The following is a 25,069-nucleotide window of genomic DNA, read 5'->3' on the forward strand; positions in this document are numbered from 1 at the left end:
GTACAGACATTGCTTCATCGGACGGCTGCAAGGCCAAAGGTGAGACCTCGTTCGCTGTGACGTGCCACTGACGTCATACCGAGGTTTTCACCTGTGTCTTCCATCCGTATCGCACGACCGCGCCGCGTCCTGCTTGCCTCCGCCGCGTTCACGTCCTTTGCCGCTCTTGGTCTGCCGGCCGCTCTGGCGCAGCAGGCCCGAGAGCCGCTGCCACCCGTCGAGGTGTCGCCCGCCCAGGTACGCAAGCCGGCCAAACCGGCAGCAGGAACGGCGCAGGGCGCGCGCCGCGCGGCAGCGCGCAGGCCGGCGGCTGTATCCGCAGCGCCAAGACCCGTCACGCCGGATTCGACGCCGCAAACGCCGCTCAACTCCAACGCCGTTGCCGAAAGCGCCTCGCGGCTCGGCCTGACGGTGCGGCAGACGCCCGCGACCGTCGAAGTTGTCTCCGCCGAAACCATGCGCGAGCAGGGCTATCGCACCGTGTCCGAGGTGGCGCAGGGCGCCGTCGGCGTCACCTCCGGCGACAACCCGGCCGAACCTTCCGCCTTCTCCATGCGCGGCTTCACCAACAGCCAGATCAACACGCTCTACAACGGCATCAAGATCGGTCCGCAGAACATGACCTCGCGGATCGTGGATACCGCCAATCTGGAGGCTGTGGAATTCCTCAAGGGCCCGGCCTCGCTGATTTCGGGCGAGGGCGCCGCGGGCGGTGCCATCAACTTCGTCACCAAGCAGCCCCACACCGGACCTGTCCGTAACGATGCCAATTTCTCCTGGGATTCGCTGAACTCGTTCCGTGCCCATTACGGCTCCGGCGGCAGCACCAATGTGCAAGGCCTGGACTATCGCTTCGACATCAGCCGTTCCGCCCTCAACGGCTTTGCCGATGACACCAATGTCAAGACGTTCGGCACGTCCGGCCAGCTCAACTACCGTGTTTCCGACAGCCTCAGGATCTGGGGTGCGGTCGAATATCGTGAAGACCGCTCGAAGGCCTATTGGGGCGCGCCGCTGGTGCCGGTGGCCTTCAGCGGTTCGCATGCGACGACGGGGATCGTCTCCGGCAATTACGTCTCGAATTACAACGGAACGAATCTCGGTGCCGTCACCATCGACGACCGCACCTTCAACACCAATTACAACGTTCTCGATAACCGCAACGTGGCGCAGGAAGTGTGGCTGCGTGGCGGCTTCGAGCTGAAGCTCGCGCCTGACCTCACGCTGAAAAGTCAGGCCTATGGCTATGGCGCGGAACGGACCTGGTTCAATAACGAGATCGAGGCGTTCAATTCCACCACGAACCTGGTCGATCGCGAGCGTTTCTATGTCGCCCACAGTCAGCGACTGGTCGGCAACATCACCGACCTGATCTGGGATACAAATATTGCGGGCTTCGACAACCGGCTGGTCACGACGCTGTCGTCGAGCTATCTCGATTTCGTCAGGCCCGGCGCGGCAAACTTTCCCGGCGATTCCGTTTCGCTGGTCGACCCCAACCGCGGTTTCTACGGCCTGCTCACGACGCAGCAGCAGACCGCGCGCATCGACAACGAGGCGCTGTCATTCGAGGACAGGCTCAAGCTGACGCGCAGCTTCGCGCTGATCGGCGGTCTTCGTGTCGAGCATATCGGGCTCGACCGCAATTCGACCGACAAGAACGGGATCGTGAAGGCGGGCTTTCCATTCACGAAAGACTGGGCGCCGGTCACGGGGCGCATCGGCTACACCTGGGAGGCCGTTCCCGGCCTGACCTTCTTCAGCCAATACGCCACCGGCGCCGACGTCGCAGCCAACAACATCTTCCTGCTCTCGCCCACCCAGCCGCTCGATCTGACCACCGCGCGCACCTATGAGACCGGTGTCAAGCACTTGTTCTGGGACAACCGGGCGGAATGGTCGTTCTCGGCCTACGACGTCCTGCGCAAGAACGTCTATGCGGCCGCCGGCGGCATGCAACTCAACATCGCCGGACGACAGGAGTCGAAAGGCGTCGAGCTTGCCGCCTCGATACGCCCGATCGAGCCGCTGCGGCTGTGGGGCAACATCGCCTATGTCGATGCGCGCTATGCCGACTACAATTTTGCCGGCGGCTCGTTCTCCGGCAACACGCCGCCAAACGTGCCGCGTATCGTCGCCAATGCCGGCGCGTCGTATCGCTTCTTCACACCATGGCCGGTAGAGCTTGGCATCACCGGCCGTCATGTCGGCGACCGCTACAACACCGACGCCAACGTCGTGACGATGAAGGCTTACACCGTGGCCGACGTCTACGCCTTCGTCGACATCCCCAAGACGGCGTTCAATGCGGTCGACCAGGCCCGCCTGACCTTCCGTGTCCGCAACATCACTGATAAGCGCTACGCGATCTGGGGCGATCCGTTCTATCCGGACCAGATCCTCCTGGGCGCGCCGCGCACCTATGAAATATCGGCCGCGTTCAAATGGTGAGACCTTGAGCGCATGATGAGCGCGATCGTCCTCACGCATCGCTGGCTCGGCATCGCGTTCTGTCTGCTGTTCGCGATGTGGTTCGCGAGCGGGATCGTCATGCACTTCGTCCCGTTTCCGTCGCTGACGGAAGCGGAGCGATTTGCCGGACTTGTGCCGGTCGATCGCGACGGGACGAGGATCTCGGTCGCGGACGCCGTTGCGGCGAGCGGGATTGCCGATGGCAGGCGTGTTCGGCTGATCCAGCGGAGCGATGGACCGGTCTACGTCGTCTCGGGCTCCATAGGTTCGCGAGCGGTTCGCGCCTCCGATGGAGGAGACGCGTCGGTGACATCAGCCGATGTCGCGCTCACCATCGTGCAAGCTTATTCACGTCAGCGCGGGCTTGAGGCGGTGCGCGCTGCGATCGTCGCGCGGTCGGATTACGATCAATGGAGCGTGCCGAACGGTTTTGATCGCCATCGCCCCTTGTTTCGCGCCGCTCTCGGCGATGCCCCTGGAACGGAGGTCTACGTTTCGTCGCTGACCGGCGAAGTCGTCCTGGATACGACGCGCAGCGAGCGCGCGTGGAACTGGGCCGGCAGCGTGCTGCACTGGATCTATCCGACAATTCTGCGCAGCAGCTGGGCGCTGTGGGATGGCGTGGTCTGGACGCTGTCGCTGCTGGCCCTAATCGCGGCATTGCTTGGTGCGGTGCTCGGAATCGTGCGTGTGAAAATGCGGGGACGCCAGCTCTCGTCGCCCTATCGGGGCTGGCACGCCCTGCATCACATCATCGGTCTCGTCGCGACCGTGTTCGTGCTGAGCTGGATCTTCAGCGGCTGGCTGTCGATGGATCACGGCCGCCTGTTCTCGCGCGGGCAACTGACTCCGACAGAGGCCGGCGTGGTCGATGCCGCCCCGGATTGGCGAGACGCGTCGTCGCTCGATCCGCAGCCAATATCGCCGTTGGCCCGCGAGGTCGAATGGTTCGCCTTCAACGGCCATGTCTATCGGCGCGACCGGGTTGGTCTCGGCCGTCAGGCGTTGATCAGGGCAGGGGACGCGCCGCGCGATGGACCGGCGGCATACCTGGATAGGCAGGAGATCGGCGGCCTGACGGCGCGCCTTGGCACCGGCTGTGCCGCACCGTTCCTGCTCGCCGGCAACGACGACTATCCGGCGCAATCCGCACTTCCGGGGGCCCCCGTCTACCGGACGACCTGCGGCGATCTCTGGTTCGATGTCGATGCTGCCGATGGCAAGCTGCTGCAAAGACTGGACCCGTCGCGCCGCGCCTATCGCTGGCTTTACAGTGCGCTGCACACGCTTGATTTCCCGATTCTGCTGGCTCATGCGCGGCTGCGTGACGCTCTCATTGTCGGGCTCTGTACGCTCGGGCTGATGTTCTCCATCACCGGCATCGTCATCGGTTGGCGGCGCTTGCGGGCATGGCTGGCGAGCGCATAGCCAGTCGCGAAATCTCCGTACCCGGCGCGACCCGTTCGGCGCGCCGGGTTATCGACCAGCGGCCGGTGATGTCCTCGCTTACCGACCGTACAATAAAGAGAGGCTGAGCCGACCTGCGTGCATAGCTCTTGGTCAGTGCTGTCTCCCGCACCGCCGACCGATCGCCTGCAAATTAGACAAACGGCCTTGTGCGATCCGATTGCAGTGCAACGGGCGCTTCTATTTGCCTCGAAGAATCCAAGGGTGCGCTGCACATTTTGACTTCGCGGCCTTCTGCTCTCTGCGCGAGCAGCGCTGCACGGAAACGTGCAGCCGATGCTGCGCCGCGCAAGGCCGGTGGCTTGCTAGCGCTTTGGTTTGCGACAACTCTGACCCTATCCCGCGGCCATCGCTCTGTCGCACGCTCGCACGTGATGGCATGACAGGGAATGATGATGAACGTCACGCGTAGCTGATTGTGCAGATGAGCGATCCCGGCAATCATTGGGAGGTCGGCACCGATATCGGTGGCACCTTCACCGACATCATCGCGATACGGCGCGATTCCGCGGAGGCGCGGATTGCGAAGGTGCCTTCGCGCCCCGTCGCACCGGTGCAGGCGATGTTGGAGGCGATCGAGGCGGTCGGCCTGCGCAAGAGCGAGGTGAAGCGCTTCGTCCACGGCACCACGCGCGTGACCAACGCGATCGTCGAGAACCGGCTGCCGAAGGTGGCGCTGGTCGCGACCGAAGGCTTTGCCGACGTGCTCGAGATCGCCCGCTATCGCCGACGCGATCTCTATCGGCTCGACATTCCGCCGAAATCGCCGCCTTTGGTGCCGCCTGAACGCTGCTTTGGGCTCGCCGAGCGCCTCGATCATGAGGGGCGGGTGCTGAAGGCGCTCGAGGAAGCGGAGGTCGAACGTCTGGTGGCGTGGGTGAAGGGGACCGGCGTGCAGAGCGTCGCGGTTGCCCTGCTTCACGCCTATGCCAATCCGGTGCATGAAAAGATGCTGGGCGAGCGGCTCAGGGGCGTCGTCGCCCACGTCTCGCTCTCGCACGAGGTCAATCCCGAGGCGCGCGAATATGAGCGAACCTCGGCAACCGTGTTCAACGCGGCCGCGATGCCGATCGCGGTGGAATATCTCAGCGAGCTGGAGCAGCGGCTGCCGATCGGGCCCGGCCTGCAGGTGTTTCACTCCGCCGGCGCCATGGTGCCGATTTCGGCGGTGAAGCAGCGTCCGCTGGTGATGGCGATGTCGGGCCCGGCGGCCGGCGTCTCGGCGTCGGTCAGCATTGCGCGCCAGCTCGACTGCGCGCGGATGCTGACCTTCGACATGGGCGGCACCACGACGGACGTGTGCCTGATCGTCGACGGCCAGGCCGAGATGACCGACGGCCGCATGCTCGGCGACAAGCCGCTGCGCCAGCCGATGCTCGCGGTGCACTCGATCGGTGCCGGCGGTGGATCGATCGTGCGCAACGGTCCCGGCGGGCTGACGGTCGGGCCGGAGAGCGCCGGCTCCGAGCCGGGCCCGGCCTGCTATGGCCGCGGCGGCACGGAGCCGACCATCACCGATGCCAATGCGGTGCTCGGCTATCTCAATCCTGAGACCAAGCTTGGCGACCGCATCGGCATCGACATCGCGGCCGCAAAGCGCGTCATCGCGCCGATTGCCCGCGCGCTCGGGCTGAGCCTGACGGAGACGGCGCTCGGCATCATCAAGGTCGCGAACGCGACCATGGCCCGCGCGCTCCGCCGCGTCACGGTCGAGCGCGGCATCGACGGGCGCGATTGCACGCTGCTGGCCTTCGGCGGCGGCGGCCCGATGCATGCCGCGGGCCTTGCCGATCTCTACGGCATTGCGGAGGTGGTCGTGCCCAGTGCCTCGAGCGCATTCTCGGCGCTGGGCTGCCTCACCGCCGATTTCAGCTTCCTGCAGCAGCAGACCCTTCGCGCCGCCCTTGACGGCATCGATCTCGCGCGCGTCTCGGAACGGATCGAGGCCCTGATTGCCGATGCCTCGGCGCCGCTTCTCGCCAACAATGTTGCGAAGGCCGAGATCCAGGTCGAGCCGGTGGCCTTGATGCGCTACGCGGCGCAGAACGACGCCATTCCGGTATCCTTCACGCTGCCGCTCGACGTCGCCAGGCTGAAGCAGGACTTCCTGACGCGGCATCATGAGCTGTTCGGCTATGCGACCGGCGAGCCCTGCGTCATCGAATCGGTGCGGGTGCAGGCGCGTCGCCCGTCGACGACAATTGTCAGCCGGCCGGCGACTGCGGCGAGGGCAGTGTCTATGAGCACGCGCACCTGCTCGTTCGACGGCTTCCACGATATCGCAACCGAGATCGTCGACCGCGCCTCGCTCACCGAGACCATCAATGGTCCCGCCATCATCGAAGACGCCTGGTCGACAGTGGTGGTGCCGCCGGGCTGGCAGGCAAAGCCCTATACATCAGGCAATTTGTTCCTGACGCGGAGGGCGGCATGAAGCTCGATCCGTTCGTCGTCGAGGTCATCAGGCACGGGCTCTCCGCCGCGGCCGAGGAGATGAGCCTCGTCATGACGCGCTCGGCGCGCTCGCCGCTCTTGCGCGAGGCGGGCGACCTCTCGTCGGCGATCACCGACGGCCACGGCGGCCTGGTCGGGCAGGGCCGCGACATTCCGATTCATCTCGGCGCGATGGCCTACACCATCCCCGAACTCTTGAAGGTGATGCCGCGCGATGGCCTGAACGACGGCGACGTCGTCATCTACAATGTCGGCGCGCTTGGCGGCAATCATCTCAACGACGTCAAGGTCGTGCGTCCCGTCTTCTTCGACGGCGAGATCGTCGCCTTTGCAGTCAGCCTCGCGCATTGGCCAGACATCGGCGGCACCTGGCCTGGCAGCTATTTCGCCAAGGCGGTCGATACGTTCCAGGAGGCGATGCGGATTCCGCCGGTGCTGATCGCAACCGCAGCCGGCCTCAACGCGCCGATCGTGCAGCTGCTCAAGGCCAATGTCCGCGATGCCGAATCCTGCGAGGGCGATCTTCTTGCCCAGATCGCGGCGACCAAGGCCGGCGAGAAGCGCATCGTCGAGCTCTGCCGCGAGCATGGCAAGGCGGTCTTCATGGCGGTGCAGTCGCGTCTGCACGACCTCTCCGAAATTGAGATGCGCGAGGCGCTGCGCGATCTTCCTGATGGCGTTTACGAGGGTGAGGATTATCTTGACGACGGCAGCGCGAACAACGCACCCGCACGGATCCATGTGAAGATCACCATTCGCGGCGATGAAGCGACCTTCGATCTCTCCGGAAGCTGCGATCGCGTCTCCAATTTCTGCAACACCACGCCGTTCATGGCGCGCTCGGCTGTCGCCTATGCCGCGCGCATCATGAGCGGACGCGACATGCAGCAGAATGCCGGTGCGCTGCGCCCTCTGACCATCATCACGCGCCCGGGCTCTATCCTCGAGCCCGGCTGGACCGCCTCCGTTGCCGCCGGCAATCACGAGACCTCCATGCGCATCGTCGATGCGATTTTCCGTGCCATGCAGGACACCATTCCCGAGCGCCTGTCCGCGGGCGGGGCAACCACCGCGGGTGTGCTGTTCTTCGCCGAGCCGCGGCCGAACGGGTCGTGGAAGATGCTCTATGAAGTCCATGGCGGTGGCGAAGGCGCGCGGCACGATCGGGCCGGCACGTCCGCGACCCGCGTGCATCTGTCCAACACCTCGAACACGCCGGTCGAGGTGATCGAGGCGAATTACGCGATCCGGCTCGAGCAGCAGGCCATCCGCCGGAATTCCGGCGGCGCGGGCGCGCATCGCGGCGGTGACGGCTCGGTCCGCACCTACCGCATCCTGGCGCCCTCGATGCACCTGACCACCTGCGTCGAACGCATGGTGATGGCGCCGTGGGGCATGCAGGGCGGCTCTCCCGGCAAGGCCTGCCGCATCTCGCTGGTCCGGCAGGGCGCCAACGTCGCCATCGACGGCAAGTCGAACCTGGTGTTGCAGCAAGGCGATCTCGTCACGATCGAGATGTGCGGTGGCGGTGGCTACGGCGCCGTTCCGGCGGAGTGAGGCAGTGGCGATGAGCAGATTGTTGCGAACCGGGCTGAATGCGGGCGAGGCCGCGCCGATGGCCGTGGTCGGCGGCGAGGGCGTCTACTTTCATCTTGCGGATGGCCGCAAGCTGATCGACGGCAGCAATACCGGCGGCGGTCTCGGCCATCGCCATCCTGCAATGGTGGAGGCGATCCGCCGCGCGGCCGATACGCCCGTCGTCAACGAAGGCTGGACCTGGGTCGGCCGCGAGCAGGCCGCCGACGATCTGATGGCTATCGCCTTCATGGGCGAAGAGGACTGGGTCGGCGCGGTGCGCTTCTGCATCAGCGGCAGCGAGGCCAATGACATGGCGCTGTCGCTCTGCCAGGCGCTGACACAGCGCTCGGCGCTGGCAACGCGCGAGCGCGCCTATCACGGCATCACCGGGCTGTCGCGCAGCATGACGGTGCAGCCGCAATGGCACGGTGGCCTTGCGGTGCACGCCGGCGGCTCGAAACTACCGGCACCGATGGCGCCGGTGCGGATCCTGCCGGCGCCGGATGGGGCGATCTATGGCGCGCCGGCCATCAACACCCCGCCCAGCGAATATCTCGCGGACGCCCCGCGCCTGCTCTCGGACACGGCGGCGACGATCATCGACTATACGCAAGGCGGCATCTATTACGACGGGGCCTATCAGGACGAGGTCGCGCGCTGCGCGCGGCAGGCCGGCTCTTACTGGATCGCGGACGAGGTCGTCACCGGCGCGGGCCGCGCGGGGCGCTGGTTCGCGTTCCAGGGCGCGCAGAGCCGGCCCGATATCGTGACGCTCGGAAAGTCGCTCGGCGGCGGCGCGGCGGCCGTGGCCGCTGTCGTGGTGTCCAAAGACATCGTCGAGCGGCTGAAGGGCACGAGCTGGCAGAACTACGGCACGCTGCGTGGCCATCCGATTAGCATGGCGGCGGTGAGCGCTTATCTGAAGGTCATCAGTGAGGACAGGATTCTGGACCACGTGCACAATCTAGAGAAGCTGTTCACCCGCCGCCTCCTCGCAATAGCGCAAAAGCACCCCAGCGTGCAGCGCGTGGCCGGGCAGGGGCTGCACTGGACGGTGGAGCTGCATGGCCCGGATTGGCGCAGCTGGCATGCCGACACCACCGAGGTGCCGATCGCTTCGCGCGTCGCGGAGCGCGCACTGGAAGCCGGAGCCGTGATCGGCACCAGCGGCGAGCAGACCTCGCTGTTCCTGGCGCCGCCACTGGTGATCTCCGAGCGCGAGGCGACGCTGCTGCTCGATGCGCTCGACCACGGCCTCGAAATTGCCGATAAGGAGCACGGGTGATCGCGGACCACGCAGCACCTCGTCGTTCGCCGGCCTGGCCGGCGGATGAGCCGTGGCATCTCGCGATGCCGGAGGGGACGCTCTACGACGCGCTGGCGCGCGCTGCAGGTGAACGGCCAACGCATCCGGCCACAATGTTCTACGGGGCGAGCCTGAGCTACGCCGAGCTGCGCGACCGGGTCGATGCCATGGCCGGCTTTCTGCAAGGCGTTTGCGGAGTGAAGCGCGGCGACCGCGTCATGATCGCGCTGCAGAATTCGCCGCAATACGTCATCGCTTACTATGCGACGATGCGGGCGAACGCCGTGATCGTGCCGGTCAATCCCATGAACAAGACCGCCGAGATCGCGTATCTCGCCGTGGACAGCGGCGCCAGGGTTGCAATCATCGGCAGCGAGCTAAGCGATGTGTTTGCACCGCTGGTGGGCGAGGCGATTACGCATGCGATTGTCGCGCAATACCGCGACGAAGTTCCAGCCGCGACGCCCGACACACTGCCATCATGCGTGACCGAGGCGCCGTTGGAGCCGCCGTCATCGCCGGGCTGGTATTCGTGGTCGCCCGCGATAGTGCAGGGCCTGCAGCCGGGTGCGATGGAGGCGGGGCCGGCGGATCTGATGATCCTGCCCTACACGTCCGGCACGACGGGTAAGCCCAAGGCGTGCATGCACACCCATCGCAGCGCGCTGTTCACCGCCGTGTTGCAAGCGCGCTGGTATGGGCTCAACGGCAGCGACGTGATGACCGGCTTCATGCCGCTGTTCCATGTCGCGGGCATGCAGGGCTCGATGAATGCCGCCATCGTCTCCGGCGCCACGCTGCTGCTGATGGCGCGCTGGGACAAGGATCTGCTGCCGGATTTGTTCGAGACCTATGGCGTCACGTTCTGGAACGCTGCGCCGACCATGATCGTGGATGTGCTCGCCAGCGCCAGCTTCCGCGACAAATGTTTTGCGAAGCTCAAGGTGCTGACTGGTGGCGGCGCGGCGATGCCGACAGCCGTCGCGGAACGGCTGAAGGGGCGGTTTGGGCTCGATTTCGTCGAGGGCTACGGCATGACCGAGACGATGTCTCCGACGCACCTCAATCCGATGGCGGCGCCGAAGCGGCAGTGCCTCGGCATCGCCGTGCACGAGATCGACGCCAGGGTGATCGATCCCGAGAGCCTGATCGAGCTCGACGACAATGTGGTCGGCGAGATCATCGTGCACGGGCCGCAGGTGCTGCAGGGTTACTGGAATAGGCCGGAGGCGGATGCCGAAGCCTTCATCGAACGGGACGGCAAGCGGTTCCTGCGCACGGGCGATCTCGGCTATCGCGATGCCGACGGCTATTTCTTCGCCGTCGACCGCCTCAAGCGCATGATCAATGTCAGCGGCTTCAAGGTGTGGCCGGCCGAGGTCGAGGCGGCGATGTACCAGAACCGCGCCATCCGGGAATGCTGCATCGTTTCCGCGCCGGACGGCTATCGCGGTGAGACCGTCAAGGCGCTAGTGGTGCTCGATGACGCCGCGCGCGCGACGACGTCGGAGGGCGACATCGTCGGCTGGGCGCGCAGCGCGATGGCGAGCTACAAGGCGCCGCGCGCCGTCGTCTTCGTCGAGTCCCTGCCGCGCACCGCCAGCAACAAGATCAACTGGCGGCTGTTGCAGGATGCCGAATGGGGGCGGACGGCATGAAAGCTGCTTGGCTGGAATATCGGCACGGAGCCGCGTTATGCTCGGCGCCGCGGAAGATCCTGCAAGCCGACGCTTCCCCCCAGACATCACCAGGAACTCGCTGATGCGCATCGTCAATGTCGCCGCCGCCCAGATGGGCCCGATTCAGAAAGCCGACAGCCGCGAGGCGGTGGTCAAGCGCATGATCGCGCTGATGGACGAAGCCAAGAGCAAGGGTGCCGACCTGATCGTCTATCCCGAGCTGGCGCTGACGACGTTCTTCCCGCGCTGGTACGTCGAGGACCGCGCCGAGTTCGACATCTGGTTCGAGCGCGAAATGCCGAACGCGGCGACCAGGCCGCTGTTCGAGCGCGCGGCGCAGCACGGAATGGCGATGAATTTCGGCTATGCCGAGCTGACGCCCGATGGCCACCACTTCAACACCGCGATCCTGACCGACAAAACCGGCAGGATCGTCGGCAAATACCGCAAGGTGCATCTGCCTGGCCATGTGGAATACGACAGCAAGCGCTCGCACCAGCACCTGGAGAAGCGCTATTTCGAGCCGGGCGATCTCGGCTTCAAGGTCTGGCGCGAGCTCGGCGGCATCATCGGCATGGCGATCTGCAACGACCGCCGCTGGCCCGAGACCTATCGCGTCATGGGCCTGCAGGGCGTCGAAATGGTGCTGATCGGCTACAATACGCCGTCGGTGAATGCCGAGAAGAGCGAGGAGGGCGTCGAGAAGCGCCTGTTCCACAACCGCCTCTCGGTGCAGGCCGGCGCCTATCAGAACGCGACCTGGGTGGTCGCGGTGGCCAAGGCCGGAAATGAGGATGGCCACCCGCTGTTCGGCGGCAGCCTGATCGTCGATCCCAATGGCGAGATCGTTGCCGAGGCCAAGACGGAGGACGACGAGGTGCTGGTCCACGCCTGCGACCTCGATGCCACGGCTTTCGGCAAGACCACGATCTTCGATTTCGCCCGGCATCGCCGCATCGAGCATTACGGTCTGATCACCAGCCAGACCGGCGCGGTGCCGCCGCCGGAGAAGTGACGCCATGGCTGACAAGGGCATATCCCTGCGTGAACTCGATCCGCGCGATCGCTACAAGCTGCTGTGCGGCGTGGTGGTGCCGCGGCCGATCGCGCTGGTGACGACGCTGGATGAGAACGGGGCGGTGAATGCCGCGCCGTTCAGCTTCTTCAACGTGTTCTCCGAAAGTCCGGCGCTGATCGTGCTCGGGCTGCAGCACAAGCCGGATCACTCGCCGAAGGACACCACCCGCAACATCCATCGCGACGGCGAGTTCGTGGTGCACATGGTCGACGAGGCGCTGTCGGGCGCGATGAACGACTGCGCGGTCGATTTCCCCTCCGGCGACAGCGAGGTCGCCGCGACGGGCCTGGCGACGCTACCTTCGGTCGACGTGAAGGTGCCGCGTCTCGCCGCGGCGCCCTTCGCGCTGGAATGCCGGCGCCATGTCGTGCTGACCTTCTCGCCGGAACGCGAGCTGCTGGTTGGCGAGGTCGTGCGGGTTCACGCCCGCGGGGGGCTAGTCGACACCGCCAACATGTATGTCGATCTCGACGCCTATCGGCCGATCGGCCGCATGTTCGGCAATCTCTACACCACGCAGCGGGACACGTTTGCTCTTGTCCGCGAGAGCCATGCGCAATGGCTCGCGCGCCAGGATTCCAAAGAGCTGAAGGACGCCTAGTGAGCCGAGAACTGCACCGTACCCAGCGCCATCGTGACGGCCGCCTGCGTCGGGTCGATCACGGGAATCCGCAGCGCGTCTTCCAGCGCACGGCGGTGGCGGGCCATGCCGGCGCAGCCCATCACGATGGCGCGGGCGCCGTCCTCGTCGCGCAGCGTGCGGCCGATCTCGATCATCTTGGCGAGCGTGCCTTCGCCCGAGGCGGTTTCGGCGACGCTCATGTTCAGCGGCCGCTCGCCGGAAAAGCGGTCGGTCAGGCCCATCTGCCTGAGATAGCGCATGTGACGCGGGATCGAACGCTGGGCGATCGCGATGACGCCAAAAGTCTCCGCGCGGGAAAGCGCCGTCAGCACGCCGCACTCGGCGATGCCGAACACCGGGCGGTCGGTGCCTTCGCGGCAAACCTGCAGTCCGGGATCGCTGTAGCAGGCAATGACGAAGGCGGCCGAGCTGTTGTCGCTTTCGACCAGCTTTCGCAGCGGGATCGCAACGCTATCGGCGTCCGCCTGGCTTTCAATGCCGAACGGACCCTCGGCCAGCGTCTGGCAGACCACCTCGGGCCCGCCCTCGAAATCGAGCGGCTTCAACGCGTCCTCCAGTCCCTGCGTGACCTTGTGGTTGGAGTTCGGGTTGATGACGAGAATGCGCGGCCGGGACATGATGATCTTCCTGCGAGATTTAGCGAACGTGCCTTGAGCCTATCACGGAGTGCCTCATGACTGAACCCGCTTACGACCTGATCATCCGCGGCGGCCGCGTCGCCACCACGGCCGACGTCTTCGAGGCCGACGTCGCCATCTCCGGCGAGACCATTGCGGCCATCGGCCGCGGGCTTCCGCCCGCAAAGCGCGAGATCGACGCGCGCGGCAAGCTGGTGCTGCCCGGCGGCGTCGACAGCCACGCGCATATCGAGCAGCTGTCGGCCGCCGGCATCATGAACGCCGATACGTTCGAGAGCGCCACCGTCTCCGCCGCCTTCGGCGGCACCACCACGGTGATTCCGTTCGCGGCTCAACATGTCGGCATGAAGCTGCCTGAGGTCGTCGCGGATTATCACGCCCTGGCAAAGAAGGGCGCCGTGATCGACTACGCTTTTCACATGATTATTGCGGACGCGACCAAGGAGACGGTCGAGGAGCACATTCCCGCGCTGGTGAAGCAGGGCCATGCCTCGATCAAGATATTCATGACCTATGACCGCCTCAAGGTCGATGACGAGCCGCTGCTCGACATCCTGCTGGCGGCGCGCCAGTCCGGCGCGATGCTGTGCGCCCATGCCGAGAACCACGGCATCATCGCCTGGATGGTGAAGCGGCTGCTCGCACGTGGCTACACCATGCCGAAATACCACGCCGTCAGCCACGCCCGCGTGTCGGAAGCCGAAGCCTTCACCCGGCTGATCGGCATGGCCGCGCTGATCGACCAGCCGATCATGATCTTCCACGTCTCGACCGCCGAAGGCGCCAAGGTGATCCGCGACGCGCGCGGGCAGGGGCTCAAGATCTTTGCCGAGACCTGCCCGCAATATCTGTTCCTGACCGCTGGCGATCTCGACAAGCCCGGCTCGGAGGGTGCCAAGTGGATGTGCAGTCCGCCGCCGCGCTCGCATGCCGACCAGGAGGCGCTGTGGCAGGCGCTCTCGCTCGGCGATCTCCAGACCATCTCGTCGGACCACGCGCCGTATCGCTACGACGAGACCGGCAAGCTGCGCGCCGGCCCCAATCCGAATTTCAAGCAGGTCGCCAACGGCCTGCCGGGCCTGGAGCTGCGGCTGCCGCTGTTGTTCGACGCGATGGTGTCGAAGGGCCGGCTGGGCCTGGAGAAATTCGTCGAGCTGACCGCGACCGCCCCGGCAAAGATCTACAACCTGCACCCGCGCAAGGGCTCGATCGCCGTCGGGGCCGACGCCGATATCGCGATCTGGGATCCCAACCGCGAGGTCACCATCGCGGACGAGATGATGCACGACCTCGCCGGCTACACGCCGTTCGCGGGTCGCAAGCTGAAGGGCTGGCCGGTGTCGGTGCTTTCGCGCGGCCGCGTGATCATCGAGGGCGACAAGTGCCTCGCGAGCGCCGGCAGCGGAAAGTTCCTCGCGCGCAGCGGCGGCGAGGCGGCCAGGCCGACCGGCCGGCTCGTCGCCGACATGGATCCCGAACGGAATTTTGGGGCAGAGCTGCTGTGATGGTGGATCGCGCGCGATGAGGATCGTCATCTTCGGCGGCACCGGCTTTGTCGGCCTCAATCTCGCCGAGGTGCTGCTCGCGCGCGGGCATGAGGTGACGCTGTATGATCGTAAGCAACTGCCGGCTGGAGCGGAGCGATCCTTTGCCGACTACCGGGAGCGGCTCACGATTATTCAGGGCGAGATCTCGGACGTCGAGAGGATCGAAACGCTTGTAAAGCAGGGCTTTGACGCGATTGTCCTTGGCGCTGCCATAACTGCCGGGGATCAGCTCGAGCGGTCCACGACCTCGAGCATTCTCGAGATCAATGTGATGGCTCAGTTCCCGATTCTGAGCGCTGCGATCCGCCGCGGTGTTCGGCGTGTGATCAATCTGTCGTCAGCATCTGCCTATGGAGCCGCGGGGCAACGCTATCCGATATTGGACGAGGAGACGCCGTGCGATCCCGTCTCCTTCTACGCCGTCAGCAAATTCACGTCAGAGAGATCCGTGGCGCGGCTTGCCGAGTTGTGGGGAGGCGATTTTCTGAGTGTGCGCTTAAGCGCAGTGTTCGGTCCGTGGGAACGCATCGGGAAGGTGCGCGATACGCCAAGCCTCCAGTTTCAGATTCTAGCCGCATTCGCGCGCAGCGAGCCGGCGCTGCTGCCGGCGCCAGGCATCAAGGATTGGACCTACGCGCCGGACGCCGCCGAGGCCGTGGCTGTGCTGATCGAAGCCGAGCGGCCGCGCCATCGGCTCTACAATATCTCCAGCGGCGCGGCCTGGTCGGCGCTGCAATGGGGCGAGGCTTTTGCGGCCCTGCATCCCGGGCTGGAGTGTCGGCTGGCGGAGCCGGGCGAGAAGACCTTCATCAAGCTTCATGGAGGCGATCGCGCGCCGCTCTCAGTGAGGCGAATGGCCGACGAATTCGGCTGGCGCGCGCGGTTCGGCTGTGCGGAGTCAGCTGCCGCGATGAGCGCCTGGTGGATGCAGCACAGGGAGGGGATCTGACATGCGGCTGCAGGGGCGCACGGCCATCATCACCGGCGCAGGCTCGGGCATCGGCCGCGCCAGCGCAAAACTGTTCGCGGAGGAGGGCGCGCGCCTTGCTTTGGTCGATCGTGACGCCGCGGGCCTCGAGGAAACGCTGAGCCTTATCGGCGAAGCGACGACGCATATCGGCGACGTCGGCGATGGCGCATTCGCCGAAACCGTCGTCGGCGACGTCGTGGCCCGGCATGGTCGGCTCGATATCCTCATGACCGCGGCTGGCTTCTCCTGTGGTGGCACGGTGCTGACCACGAGCCTGGACGACTGGGATGCGGTGTTCCGCGCCAATGTCGGCGGCACCTGGCTGTGGGCGCGGGCTGCGGTGCCGCAGATGCAGCGGCAGAACAGCGGCTCGATCATCACGCTGGCATCGCAGCTCGCCATTGCCGGCGGCAAGGGCAACAGCGCCTATATCGCGGCCAAGGGCGCGATCATCAGCCTGACGCGGACCATGGCGGTGGATTTCGCAACGGATGGCATCCGTGTCAACGCGATCGCGCCCGGCGCAATCGACACGCCGATGCTTCGCCGCAGCTTTGCCCGGCACGCCAATTCCGAGCAAGTGCGCGAGGCCTCGCGCAACCGCCACGCCATGAAGCGCTTCGGCGTGCCTGAGGAGATCGCGCAAACCGCACTGCATCTCGCGAGCGATGCCTCGTCGTTCACGACCGGCACCGTGATGGTGGTCGACGGAGGCTGGCTCGCCGCATGAGTGAGACGCTGACCCAGCTCGAAGCCGACATTCACGCCGATCTCGCTCGGATCGCGCATCCCGGCGCGGCGTGGCTCGAACCGAAAGCGGGGCCAGACGGCAAGCCGGCGCTGGATGTTCTCATCGTCGGCGCCGGCCAGTCCGGCATCGCCATCGGCTTCGGCCTGCTGCGCTCGCGCGTCAGCAACATCCTGCTGATCGACAAGGCCGAAGAGGGCAAGGAGGGCCCGTGGCTCACCTACGCCCGGATGCCGACGCTCCGCAGCCCGAAGGACTACACCGGGCCCGACCTCGACATCCCCGGCCTGACGTACCAGTCCTGGCACGAGGCCCGCTTCGGCAAGGCGAGCTGGCAGGAGCTCGGCCTGATCGCGCGCGAGCATTGGGCGGAGTATCTGCTCTGGCTGCGGCGCGCGGTCGGCTTGCCGGTGCGCAACGCTTGCGAGCTCAAGGAGATCGCGCCGGCGGCTGACGGCCTGCTCGCTGCGCGCGTGAAACGGGCAGCAGAGGTCGAAACGCTCTATGCCCGCAAAATCGTGCTGGCGACAGGGCAGGAGGGCATGGGCGGCTGGATGATTCCGGAGCAGCTGGTGCATCTGCCGGCGAGCTCTGTTGCAACCGTCGCCGACGACATCGATTTCGAAAGCCTGCGCGGCAAGCGCGTCGCCGTGATCGGTGCCGGCGCCTCCGCTTTCGACAATGCGGCGACTGCGCTGGAGGCCGGTGCCGCTGAAGTGCGCCTGCTGTGCCGACGCGCTCAGATCCAGGTGATCCAGCCCTATCGCTGGCTGACCTTTCGCGGCTTCCTGCGCCATCTCAGCGATCTCGACGATGCCTGGCGCTGGCGCTTCATGCGCAAGATCCTCGAGATGCGGGAAGGATTTCCGCAGCCGACCTATGACCGCTGCGCGCGTCACGCCAACTTCACACTGCACGAGGGCGCGCCGGTCGAAGCCGCGCGCAAGACTGATAACGGCGTTGAACTCCAGACGCCGCGCGGCGCCATCACCGCCGATTTCGTCATCTGCGGCACCGGCATCGACATGGACTTTGCCGGCCGCGGCGAGCTCGCCCAATGTGCCGGCAACATCGCGACCTGGGCCGACCGCTACCAGCCGCCGGAAGACGAACGCAACGAACGGCTCGGCCGCTTTCCCTATCTCGCCGACGACTATGCCTTCACCGAGCGCGAGCCGGGAACGACGCCGTGGATCGCCGACATCCATCTGTTCGCCATCGCCTCCACCATGAGCTTCGGTCCGTCGGGGTCGTCGATCAATGCGATGACGACCGCCGTTCCAAAGCTGGTCCACGGCCTGACGCGCGGCCTGTTTCGCGCCGATGTCGAACGGCACTGGGATTCGCTCAGCGCCTATGACGTGCCGCAGGCCGTGGTGACGCGTCATGCGCGAGAAATGGGGGAATCGCTGTGATCACCCATGCGCCGTCGCGACCTCGCGTCCCTCGAAATGTCCGATCGGACTGGCGCGCAACTTGCTTCCTTCTGAACCTGCCTTGCTGGCGTTCTCGTTCGAAATTCAGGAAAAACCAATGCGTTTTGTGTCTTTCAGACTGGCGACCTCAGTTCTCGCTACCACTGCGCTGCTGCTCATCGCCACTGCGCCGTCGCAAGCGCAAACCAGGGCAGAGACCTTGCGCTACGTCACCGGCGCCTCCGTCAACACGCTCGATCCCAACATCCCCGGCTCGACCCGCGAATCCTTCGCGTTGAGCATGAGCACCTATGACCGGCTGGTGGCATTCGGCCGCAAGCAGCTCAACGGCAAATGGGTGTTCGACCTCGACACGATCACCGGCGAGCTCGCCGAATCCTATGACGTCAGTCCTGACGGCCTTAAGATCACCTTCCGCCTGCGCAAGGATGCAAAGTTCCAGGACGGCTCGCCTGTTACGGCCGAGGATGTCAAGTGGTCGCTCGACCGCTGCGTCACGGCGCCGATCCTCGGCAAGGCGCAGTTGCTCACGGGCTCGCTGACCTCGGCCGATCAGTTCAAGGTGATCGATCCCCTCACCATCGAGGTGACGCTGCCAAAACCCGACAAGCTTGCGCTGCCTAATCTTGCCACCGTCTATCCGATGATCATCAACTCGAAAGTGGCGAAACAGCACGCCACGCCTGACGATCCCTGGGCCACGGCTTGGCTGAAGGAGAACACCGCCGGCAGCGGCGCCTATGCGGTCGAGAGCTTCAAGCCGGGCGAGCAGGTGATCATCAAGCGCAACGAGGCCTGGAACCGCGGATCGCCGGGCAAGCCGGCGTTCTTCAAGCGCGTCATCGTGCAGTCGGTGCCGGAGCCGGCGACCCGCGCGAACCTCGTCGAGCGCGGCGATGCCGATCTCGTGCTCGACCTGCAGGCGAGCGACGTGCAGTCGCTGGAGGCCAAGGGCAAGCTCAAGGTAATCTCGACGCCGCAATACAATGCGGTCACCTACGTCTCGATGAACAACCAGATCCCGCCCTTCGACAACGTCAATGTCCGCCGCGCCATCGCTTCCGCGCTGCCCTATGAGGACATGTTCAAGGCGGCCCTGTTCGGCCGTGGTGCCCCGCTGTTCGGTGCGACCTGGCCGGACGGCAAGCCGCTGAACGGCATCTATCCGTTCCAGCAGCCGCTGAAGCTCGATCTCGACAAGGCCAGGGAGTACCTCAAGGCCGCCGGTCTTCCCGAGGGATTCTCGACCACCTTCAGCTTCAATGTCGGCCAGGCCGCGACGGCCGAGCCGATGGCCGCTCTCGTCAAGGAGTCTCTTGGCAAGATCGGCATCAAGGTCGACATCCAGAAGCTGCCGGACGCGCAGATGTCGACGCAGATCAACGAGAAGAAGCTGCCGTTCTTCACCGAAGGCATCGTCGCCTGGCTGCCGTCGACCGACTATTTCTACCGCAACTTCTACACCGGCACTCAGCGCTGGAATTACTCTTCGATCAACAATCCGGACCTTGCCGCGATTGCGCAGGAGGCCCGCTTCGAGCCCGATAAGGCCAAGTACGAGGCAGCCGGCCGCAAGCTCAACGCGATGCATGTCGACCTGATGCCGCAGATCATGCTGTGGCAGCCCAATCAGGACGCGGTGATGGCGCCGTCGATCGAAGGCTACACCTATGAGTTCCACCGCCAGGTGGACTATCGCGATGTCAGCCGCAAGTGACATCCGCGGCGAGCAGGGACGCTGAATGGTGACGACCGGTCTTGGTGCAACGATGGTGCGGGCGGGCAGGCGGCTCTTGTCGTCGCTGCCGGCACTGTTCGGTGTGCTGGTCTTCACCTTCCTGTTGATGCGCGTCCTGCCCGGCGACCCCGCGGTGTTCTTCGCCTCGGGGCCCAATGCCGGCAAGGAGGAGATCGAGCAGATCCGCAAGCAGATGGGGCTCGACAAATCCGTGCCGGAGCAGCTCGTGTTCTATCTCTCCGACATCGGCCACGGCAATCTCGGCCGCTCGATGATGACGGGACAGCCGGTGCTGAAGGACCTGCGCGAGCGATTGCCGGCTTCGCTGGAGCTCACCTTCACCGCACTGCTGATCGCGCTCATCGCGGCAGTGCCGCTTGGGGTGCTGGCGGCGCTGCGGCCGGGATCGATCATCGATCACGGCGTTCGGCTGTTCTGCGCACTCGGCGTCTGCGTGCCGACTTTCGTTTCGGGTCTGCTCTTGATCTATGTCTTCTATTATCTGTTCGGGCTGGCCCCTGATCCGACCGGGCGCATCGACGTCTTCACCTCGCTGCCGCCGCAGCGCACCGGCTTCCTCTCGATCGATTTCCTGCTCGCCGGCGACGTCGAGGGCTGGTGGGCGGCCTGCAGGCAGTTGATCCTGCCGGCGGTGAGCATGGCGCTGTTCGTGATCGCGCCGCTGGCGCGGATCACGCGGGCCTCGATGCTGGTCTCGCTCGGCAGCGATTTCGTGCGCACTGCGCGCTCGGTCGGATTGTCCTGGCGCAAGGTGGTCGTCACCTATGCGCTCCGCAATGCGATCCTGCCCGTCATCACCATCGCCGGCATCGTGTTCTCGACCATGCTGGGCGCCAACGTGCTGGTGGAGAAAGTGTTCTCCTGGCCGGGCGTGGCCTCTTATGCGCTCGACGCGTTGCTGTCCTCCGACTATGCGCCGGTGCAGGGTTTCGTGCTGCTGATGGCCAGCCTGTTCGTGCTGGTCAATCTCGTCGTGGACATCTGCTACGGCATCGCCGATCCCAGGGTGTCGATCGAATGACCAGCGCCACACTTCGCCATTCGGTCTGGATCCTGCGCGGCAATCCGCTCACGGCGGTGGCCGCGGCCGGGGTGACGCTGTTCGTCTTGGTCGCGATCTTCGGACCGTGGATCGTGCCTTACGACCCCGTGGCCTCGAACGTGTCGGAGGCCCTGCTGCCGCCGAGTGCGGCGCACATTGCCGGCACGGACCAGCTCGGCCGCGACGTGTTCAGCCGTCTCATCATCGCTGCACGGCTCGACCTTGCCATCGCAGTCTCCGCGGTTGGCATCTCCTTCGTGATCGGGGCCGTCGTCGGCGCGTTCTGCGGCTATGCCGGCGGGCGGCTCGATCGCGCCGTCGGCCGCTTCGTCGACGTGATGATGGCCTTTCCGCTGTTCGTGCTGGCAATGGCGATGGTCGCCGCGCTCGGCAACCGGATCGAGAACATCGTGATCGCGACCGCGATCATCAATCTTCCGTTCTACATCCGCTTCGCGCGCGCCGAGGTCAATGTCCGCCGCAATGTCGGCTGGGTCGAAGCCGCGCGCGCCTGCGGCGAGAGCCATTTCTCGGTGGTGCTGCGCTTCCTGCTGCCGAACATCCTGCCGGCGATGGCTGTGCAGATCTCGCTCAATCTCGGCTGGGCCATTCTCAATGCCGCCGGCCTGTCGTTCATCGGTCTCGGCGTCAAGCCGCCGACGCCGGAATGGGGCATCATGGTCGCGGAAGGCGCGCGCTTCATCTCCACCGGACGCTGGTGGCTGGTGGCCTTTCCCGGCCTCGCACTGATGCTGGCCGTGCTGTGTTTCAACCTCCTCGGCGACGGCATGCGGGACATTCTCGATCCGCGGATGCGCACATGAGCGAGGACCTGCTCAGGATCGACGACCTCCACGTCGCGTTCTCGACGCGGCGGGGCATGGTCGAGGCCGTGCGCGGCGTCACGCTCACGGTGAAGGCCGGCGAGATGCTCGGCCTCGTCGGCGAGAGCGGCTCGGGCAAGTCGGTCACCGGCTTTGCGACGACGCGGCTGCTCGATGCAGCCGGCCGCGTCACCGGCGGCAAGATTCTGTTCCGTGGGCAGGACGTCACCAAGCTCCGCGGCGATGATCTGCGACAGCTGCAGGGCGCCGCGATGTCGATGATCTTCCAGAATCCGCGGGCGGCGCTCAATCCGATCCGCGCGATCGGCCTGCAGATCGCGGACGCGATCCTCACCCACAAGCGTATCTCGAAAGAGGCCGCGCGTGCCGAGGCGCTGGACCTGCTGCGCGCCGTTCAGATCCGCGATCCCGAGGCGCGGATGAACGCCTATCCGCACGAGCTCTCCGGCGGCATGTGCCAGCGCGTCATGATCGCGATCGCGATCTCCTGCAATCCTGCGCTGTTGATCGCGGACGAGCCGACCACCGGCCTCGACGTTACCACGCAGAAGGTGGTGATGGATCTGCTGGCAGACATTGCCGCCGCGCGAGGCATGGCCACGATCCTGATCACGCACGACCTCGGCCTTGCGGCACGCTACTGCCGCCGCATTGCCGTGATGGAGCGCGGCCGCATCGTCGAGGAGGCGAGCCCCGGCATTCTCTTCAGCGCGCCGCAGCACGCCTATACCAGACGCCTGGTAGCGGCGTCGCCGACGGCGACGTCACGGATCGAAGATCTCGTGACGGAGGAGGACAGAGAGCGTTACGCCAACGTCGTCACCAGACCCAGGCAGGAGCGAGCGCACGGCACGCCGCCGCTCCTGGAAGTGCGCAAGCTCGCCAAGCGTTTCGATCAGGGCTCCGCTGCGGTTGCCGACTTCTCGATGACGATGGCGGGCGGCGAGAGTGTCGGGCTGGTTGGCGAGTCCGGCTCGGGCAAGAGCACGACCTCGCGCATGATCTGCCGCCTGATCGATCCGAGCGAGGGCGACATCGTGTTCGACGGGCAGTCGATCGGGCACGTGGCGGCGCGCGATTTCCACCGCTCGCCGTTGCGCAAAGACATCCAGATGGTCTTTCAGGACCCGAACGAAAGCCTCAACCCGCGCTTCACGGCGTTCGATTGCATTGCCCATCCCTTGATGCGGCTCGACGGCATGCGCGCGGGCGAAGGCTTGCGCAAACGGGTGGAAGAATGCGCCGAGCGAGTCGGGCTGCCGCTCGATCTGTTGCCGCGGTTTCCGCATCAGCTCTCCGGCGGGCAGAAGGCCCGCGTCGGCATCGCCCGCGCCATCGCCTGCCGGCCGCGGCTGCTGGTGCTGGACGAGCCGACCGCCGCGCTTGACGTCTCGGTGCAGGCGGTGGTGCTGCAACTGCTCGATCGCCTCAGGCGCGAGAACGACATTGCGCTGCTGTTCGTCAGCCACGATCTCAACGTCGTGCGCATGCTGTGCGACCGCACCATCGTGCTGCGCAACGGCGGCATCGTGGAGCAGGGCGAGAGCCGGGCGTTATTTGATAATCCAAAGACCGACTACACGCGCAAACTGGTCGAGGCGATCCCGCATATCGAGACCGGGCCGACGCTGGCGGCCGCTCTGTGAGCCCCGAACTCGCATTCCTGGCCCGCCAAATGGCGAGATCCCGCTGGCGAAGCCGCATTTAGTGGCATACCATTTGCTTGCAAATGGGCTCGGTTTCACTTGCCCTTTGCCAATGAACAGCTGGCATCACGGCATTTCTGGGAGGACTTCATGGATCGCAGGACGGTATTGAAGGGACTGGCTGGCGCGGGCAGCCTGGCGTTGACGGGTGGCCTGTCGGCCCCGGCGATCGCCCAGGGTGCGGCGGCGCGCACCCTGCGATTCGTGCCCCAGGCCAATCTCGCCAATTTCGACCCGATCTGGGGCACGCAATATGTCGTGCGCAATGCCGCCGCGATGGTTTGGGACACGCTCTACGGCATCGATTCCTCGTTCCGGCCGCAGCGGCAGATGGTCGAGTCCGAGGAAGTGACCGACGACGGCACCACCTGGACGTTCAAGCTGCGGCCCGGCCTCAAGTTCCACGATGGCGAGCCGGTGCTCAGCAAGGACGTCGTGGCAAGTCTGACGCGCTGGTCGGCGCGCGATCCGATGGGCCTGATGATCAAGGCGCTCCAGCAGGAGCTCACGGCCGTCGACGACCGCACCTTCAAATGGGTGCTGAAGCAGCCCTTCCCGAAATTGCTCTACGCGCTCGGCAAGAACAATTCGCCTTGCAGCTTCATCATGCCGGAGCGCATCGCGCAGACCGATCCGTTCAAGCAGATTTCCGAATATATCGGCTCCGGTCCGCTGAAGTTCGCCAAGAGCGAGTGGGTCCCCGGTGCGAAGGCCGTGTTCGAGAAATTCGCCGACTATTCACCGCGGCAGGAGAAGGCGTCCTGGCTTGCTGGCGGCAAGCAGGTGATGGTCGACCGCGTCGAGTGGGTGATCATGCCGGATCCGGCAACCGCGGCGGCCGCGTTGCAGAACGGCGAGATCGACTGGTGGGAGAACCCGATCGCGGATCTCGTTCCGGTTCTGAAGAAGAACAAGAATATCAGCGTCGATATCGGCGATCCCCTCGGCAATATCGGCTCGTTCCGCATGAACTTCCTCTATCCGCCGTTCAATGACGTCAAGGCGCGGCGTGCGGTGCTGATGGCGCTCAGCCAGGAAGACTACATGCGCGCGATCGTCGGCGACGACAATTCGCTGTGGAAGCCGCTGCCCGGCTACTTCACGCCGGATACGCCGCTCTACACCGAAGTGGGCGGCGAGATCCTGAAGGGCAAGCGCGATCTGGACGCCGCCAAGAAGCTGCTCGCCGAGAGCGGCTATTCCGGCCAGCCGGTGACGTGCCTCGTCGCGCAGGACCAGCCAATCACCAAGGCGATGGGCGACGTCACCGCCGATCTTCTCAAGAAGCTCGGCATGAATGTCGACTTCGTCGCAACCGATTGGGGCACGGTCGGCTCCCGCCGCGCGCAGAAGACACCTCCGGGACAGGGCGGCTGGAACATGTTCCACACCTGGCACGCCGGCGCGGATTGCGTCAATCCGGCTCCCTACACCGCCATTCGTGCCAACGGCGACAAGGCCTGGTTCGGCTGGCCCACCAGCGCGGCCACCGAAAAGGAGGTCGCCTCGTGGTTCGAGGCCAAGAACGTCGACGAAGAGAAGGCCGCCATGGGCCGCCTCAACAAGGCGGCGATCGATGACGTCGTCTACGCGCCCACGGGCTTCTTCCTGAGCTACACCGCGTGGCGCAAGAACGTCTCCGGCGTTGCCAAGGGACCGCTGCCGTTCTTCTGGGGCGTGTCGAAGTCCGCATGATCCTGC

The 25,069-nt window shown here is 65.5% G+C and carries 18 protein-coding genes; 17 read left to right on the forward strand and 1 reads right to left on the reverse strand.

Annotated elements, in window-relative coordinates:
- Positions 1-93: 93 nt before the first annotated feature.
- The 8 genes from I6F28_RS24125 to I6F28_RS24160 all read left to right on the forward strand — a co-directional run bounded on the left by I6F28_RS24125 (position 94) and on the right by I6F28_RS24160 (position 12,635).
- On the forward strand, positions 94-2,451 hold the full coding sequence (locus I6F28_RS24125) for a TonB-dependent receptor (protein ID WP_225141389.1): 2,358 nt from the start codon (positions 94-96) through the stop codon (positions 2,449-2,451).
- 12 nt (positions 2,452-2,463) lie between these two features.
- On the forward strand, positions 2,464-3,900 hold the full coding sequence (locus I6F28_RS24130; protein WP_225141390.1) for a PepSY domain-containing protein: 1,437 nt from the start codon (positions 2,464-2,466) through the stop codon (positions 3,898-3,900).
- 463 nt (positions 3,901-4,363) lie between these two features.
- Positions 4,364-6,373, forward strand: a complete 2,010-nt coding sequence (locus I6F28_RS24135; RefSeq protein WP_225141391.1) for a hydantoinase/oxoprolinase family protein — start codon at positions 4,364-4,366, stop codon at positions 6,371-6,373.
- On the forward strand, positions 6,370-7,950 hold the full coding sequence (locus I6F28_RS24140) for a hydantoinase B/oxoprolinase family protein (protein WP_225141392.1): 1,581 nt from the start codon (positions 6,370-6,372) through the stop codon (positions 7,948-7,950). Before I6F28_RS24135 ends, I6F28_RS24140 begins: the two co-directional genes overlap by 4 nt.
- A 10-nt stretch (positions 7,951-7,960) precedes the next feature.
- Entirely contained in the window at positions 7,961-9,256 is a 1,296-nt protein-coding gene (locus I6F28_RS24145) for an aminotransferase class III-fold pyridoxal phosphate-dependent enzyme (RefSeq protein ID WP_225141394.1), read from the forward strand.
- Positions 9,253-10,935, forward strand: coding sequence for a long-chain-fatty-acid--CoA ligase (locus I6F28_RS24150; protein ID WP_225141396.1), 1,683 nt, complete (start codon positions 9,253-9,255; stop codon positions 10,933-10,935). Before I6F28_RS24145 ends, I6F28_RS24150 begins: the two co-directional genes overlap by 4 nt.
- Before the next feature lie 103 nt (positions 10,936-11,038).
- Positions 11,039-11,971 (forward strand): N-carbamoyl-D-amino-acid hydrolase, encoded by a 933-nt coding sequence (locus I6F28_RS24155; protein ID WP_225141398.1) that lies wholly within the window; start codon positions 11,039-11,041, stop codon positions 11,969-11,971.
- A 4-nt stretch (positions 11,972-11,975) separates the two neighbouring features.
- Complete coding sequence (locus I6F28_RS24160) at positions 11,976-12,635, forward strand: flavin reductase family protein (protein ID WP_225141400.1); 660 nt, start codon at positions 11,976-11,978, stop codon at positions 12,633-12,635.
- On the opposite strand, the gene I6F28_RS24165 is transcribed toward I6F28_RS24160, so the two are convergent.
- Complete coding sequence (locus I6F28_RS24165) at positions 12,632-13,294, reverse strand: aspartate/glutamate racemase family protein (protein ID WP_225141402.1); 663 nt, start codon at positions 13,292-13,294, stop codon at positions 12,632-12,634. The two genes, I6F28_RS24160 and I6F28_RS24165, sit on opposite strands and share 4 nt — an antisense overlap.
- Before the next feature lie 56 nt (positions 13,295-13,350).
- On the opposite strand from I6F28_RS24165, the gene hydA reads away from it, so the two are divergent.
- From hydA to I6F28_RS24210, 9 genes are all read left to right on the forward strand, one after another.
- A complete protein-coding gene (gene hydA / locus I6F28_RS24170) occupies positions 13,351-14,820 on the forward strand; it encodes a dihydropyrimidinase (RefSeq protein WP_225141404.1) in 1,470 nt (489 codons plus the stop codon).
- Between the two features lie 16 nt (positions 14,821-14,836).
- Positions 14,837-15,811 carry an NAD-dependent epimerase/dehydratase family protein gene (locus I6F28_RS24175; protein ID WP_036023563.1) on the forward strand — a complete coding sequence of 325 codons (975 nt, stop codon included), beginning with the start codon at positions 14,837-14,839 and terminating at the stop codon, positions 15,809-15,811.
- 1 nt (position 15,812) lies between these two features.
- Positions 15,813-16,562 (forward strand): SDR family oxidoreductase, encoded by a 750-nt coding sequence (locus tag I6F28_RS24180; RefSeq protein ID WP_036023565.1) that lies wholly within the window; start codon positions 15,813-15,815, stop codon positions 16,560-16,562.
- Positions 16,559-17,995, forward strand: coding sequence for an NAD(P)-binding domain-containing protein (locus tag I6F28_RS24185; RefSeq protein ID WP_225141406.1), 1,437 nt, complete (start codon positions 16,559-16,561; stop codon positions 17,993-17,995). Before I6F28_RS24180 ends, I6F28_RS24185 begins: the two co-directional genes overlap by 4 nt.
- 118 nt (positions 17,996-18,113) lie before the next feature.
- Positions 18,114-19,733, forward strand: a complete 1,620-nt coding sequence (locus I6F28_RS24190; RefSeq protein WP_225141408.1) for an ABC transporter substrate-binding protein — start codon at positions 18,114-18,116, stop codon at positions 19,731-19,733.
- Between the two features lie 28 nt (positions 19,734-19,761).
- On the forward strand, positions 19,762-20,796 hold the full coding sequence (locus I6F28_RS24195) for an ABC transporter permease (protein ID WP_036005288.1): 1,035 nt from the start codon (positions 19,762-19,764) through the stop codon (positions 20,794-20,796).
- Positions 20,793-21,641 carry an ABC transporter permease gene (locus I6F28_RS24200; RefSeq protein ID WP_036005271.1) on the forward strand — a complete coding sequence of 283 codons (849 nt, stop codon included), beginning with the start codon at positions 20,793-20,795 and terminating at the stop codon, positions 21,639-21,641. Before I6F28_RS24195 ends, I6F28_RS24200 begins: the two co-directional genes overlap by 4 nt.
- Positions 21,638-23,308, forward strand: a complete 1,671-nt coding sequence (nikE, locus tag I6F28_RS24205; protein ID WP_057029970.1) for a nickel ABC transporter ATP-binding protein NikE — start codon at positions 21,638-21,640, stop codon at positions 23,306-23,308. Before I6F28_RS24200 ends, nikE begins: the two co-directional genes overlap by 4 nt.
- Before the next feature lie 150 nt (positions 23,309-23,458).
- Positions 23,459-25,063, forward strand: coding sequence for an ABC transporter substrate-binding protein (locus I6F28_RS24210; RefSeq protein WP_225127728.1), 1,605 nt, complete (start codon positions 23,459-23,461; stop codon positions 25,061-25,063).
- Positions 25,064-25,069: the final 6 nt, after the last annotated feature.

The organism is Bradyrhizobium sp. NBAIM14 (assembly GCF_020193895.1).
In the GTDB taxonomy this organism is placed as follows: Bacteria; Pseudomonadota; Alphaproteobacteria; order Rhizobiales; family Xanthobacteraceae; genus Bradyrhizobium; species Bradyrhizobium yuanmingense.

Bases quoted from the DNA above. Each gene is read 5' to 3' on its own strand.
- I6F28_RS24140 (WP_225141392.1), top strand. From the start codon at position 6,370: ATGAAGCTCGATCCGTTCGTCGTCGAGGTCATCAGGCACGGGCTCTCC.
- I6F28_RS24185 (WP_225141406.1), top strand. From the start codon at position 16,559: ATGAGTGAGACGCTGACCCAGCTCGAAGCCGACATTCACGCCGATCTC.
- I6F28_RS24130 (WP_225141390.1), top strand. From the start codon at position 2,464: ATGATGAGCGCGATCGTCCTCACGCATCGCTGGCTCGGCATCGCGTTC.
- nikE (WP_057029970.1), top strand. From the start codon at position 21,638: ATGAGCGAGGACCTGCTCAGGATCGACGACCTCCACGTCGCGTTCTCG.
- I6F28_RS24145 (WP_225141394.1), top strand. From the start codon at position 7,961: ATGAGCAGATTGTTGCGAACCGGGCTGAATGCGGGCGAGGCCGCGCCG.
- I6F28_RS24210 (WP_225127728.1), top strand. From the start codon at position 23,459: ATGGATCGCAGGACGGTATTGAAGGGACTGGCTGGCGCGGGCAGCCTG.
- I6F28_RS24155 (WP_225141398.1), top strand. From the start codon at position 11,039: ATGCGCATCGTCAATGTCGCCGCCGCCCAGATGGGCCCGATTCAGAAA.
- hydA (WP_225141404.1), top strand. From the start codon at position 13,351: ATGACTGAACCCGCTTACGACCTGATCATCCGCGGCGGCCGCGTCGCC.
- I6F28_RS24200 (WP_036005271.1), top strand. From the start codon at position 20,793: ATGACCAGCGCCACACTTCGCCATTCGGTCTGGATCCTGCGCGGCAAT.
- I6F28_RS24160 (WP_225141400.1), top strand. From the start codon at position 11,976: ATGGCTGACAAGGGCATATCCCTGCGTGAACTCGATCCGCGCGATCGC.
- I6F28_RS24165 (WP_225141402.1), bottom strand. From the start codon at position 13,294: ATGTCCCGGCCGCGCATTCTCGTCATCAACCCGAACTCCAACCACAAG.
- I6F28_RS24180 (WP_036023565.1), top strand. From the start codon at position 15,813: ATGCGGCTGCAGGGGCGCACGGCCATCATCACCGGCGCAGGCTCGGGC.
- I6F28_RS24135 (WP_225141391.1), top strand. From the start codon at position 4,364: ATGAGCGATCCCGGCAATCATTGGGAGGTCGGCACCGATATCGGTGGC.
- I6F28_RS24175 (WP_036023563.1), top strand. From the start codon at position 14,837: ATGAGGATCGTCATCTTCGGCGGCACCGGCTTTGTCGGCCTCAATCTC.
- I6F28_RS24190 (WP_225141408.1), top strand. From the start codon at position 18,114: ATGCGTTTTGTGTCTTTCAGACTGGCGACCTCAGTTCTCGCTACCACT.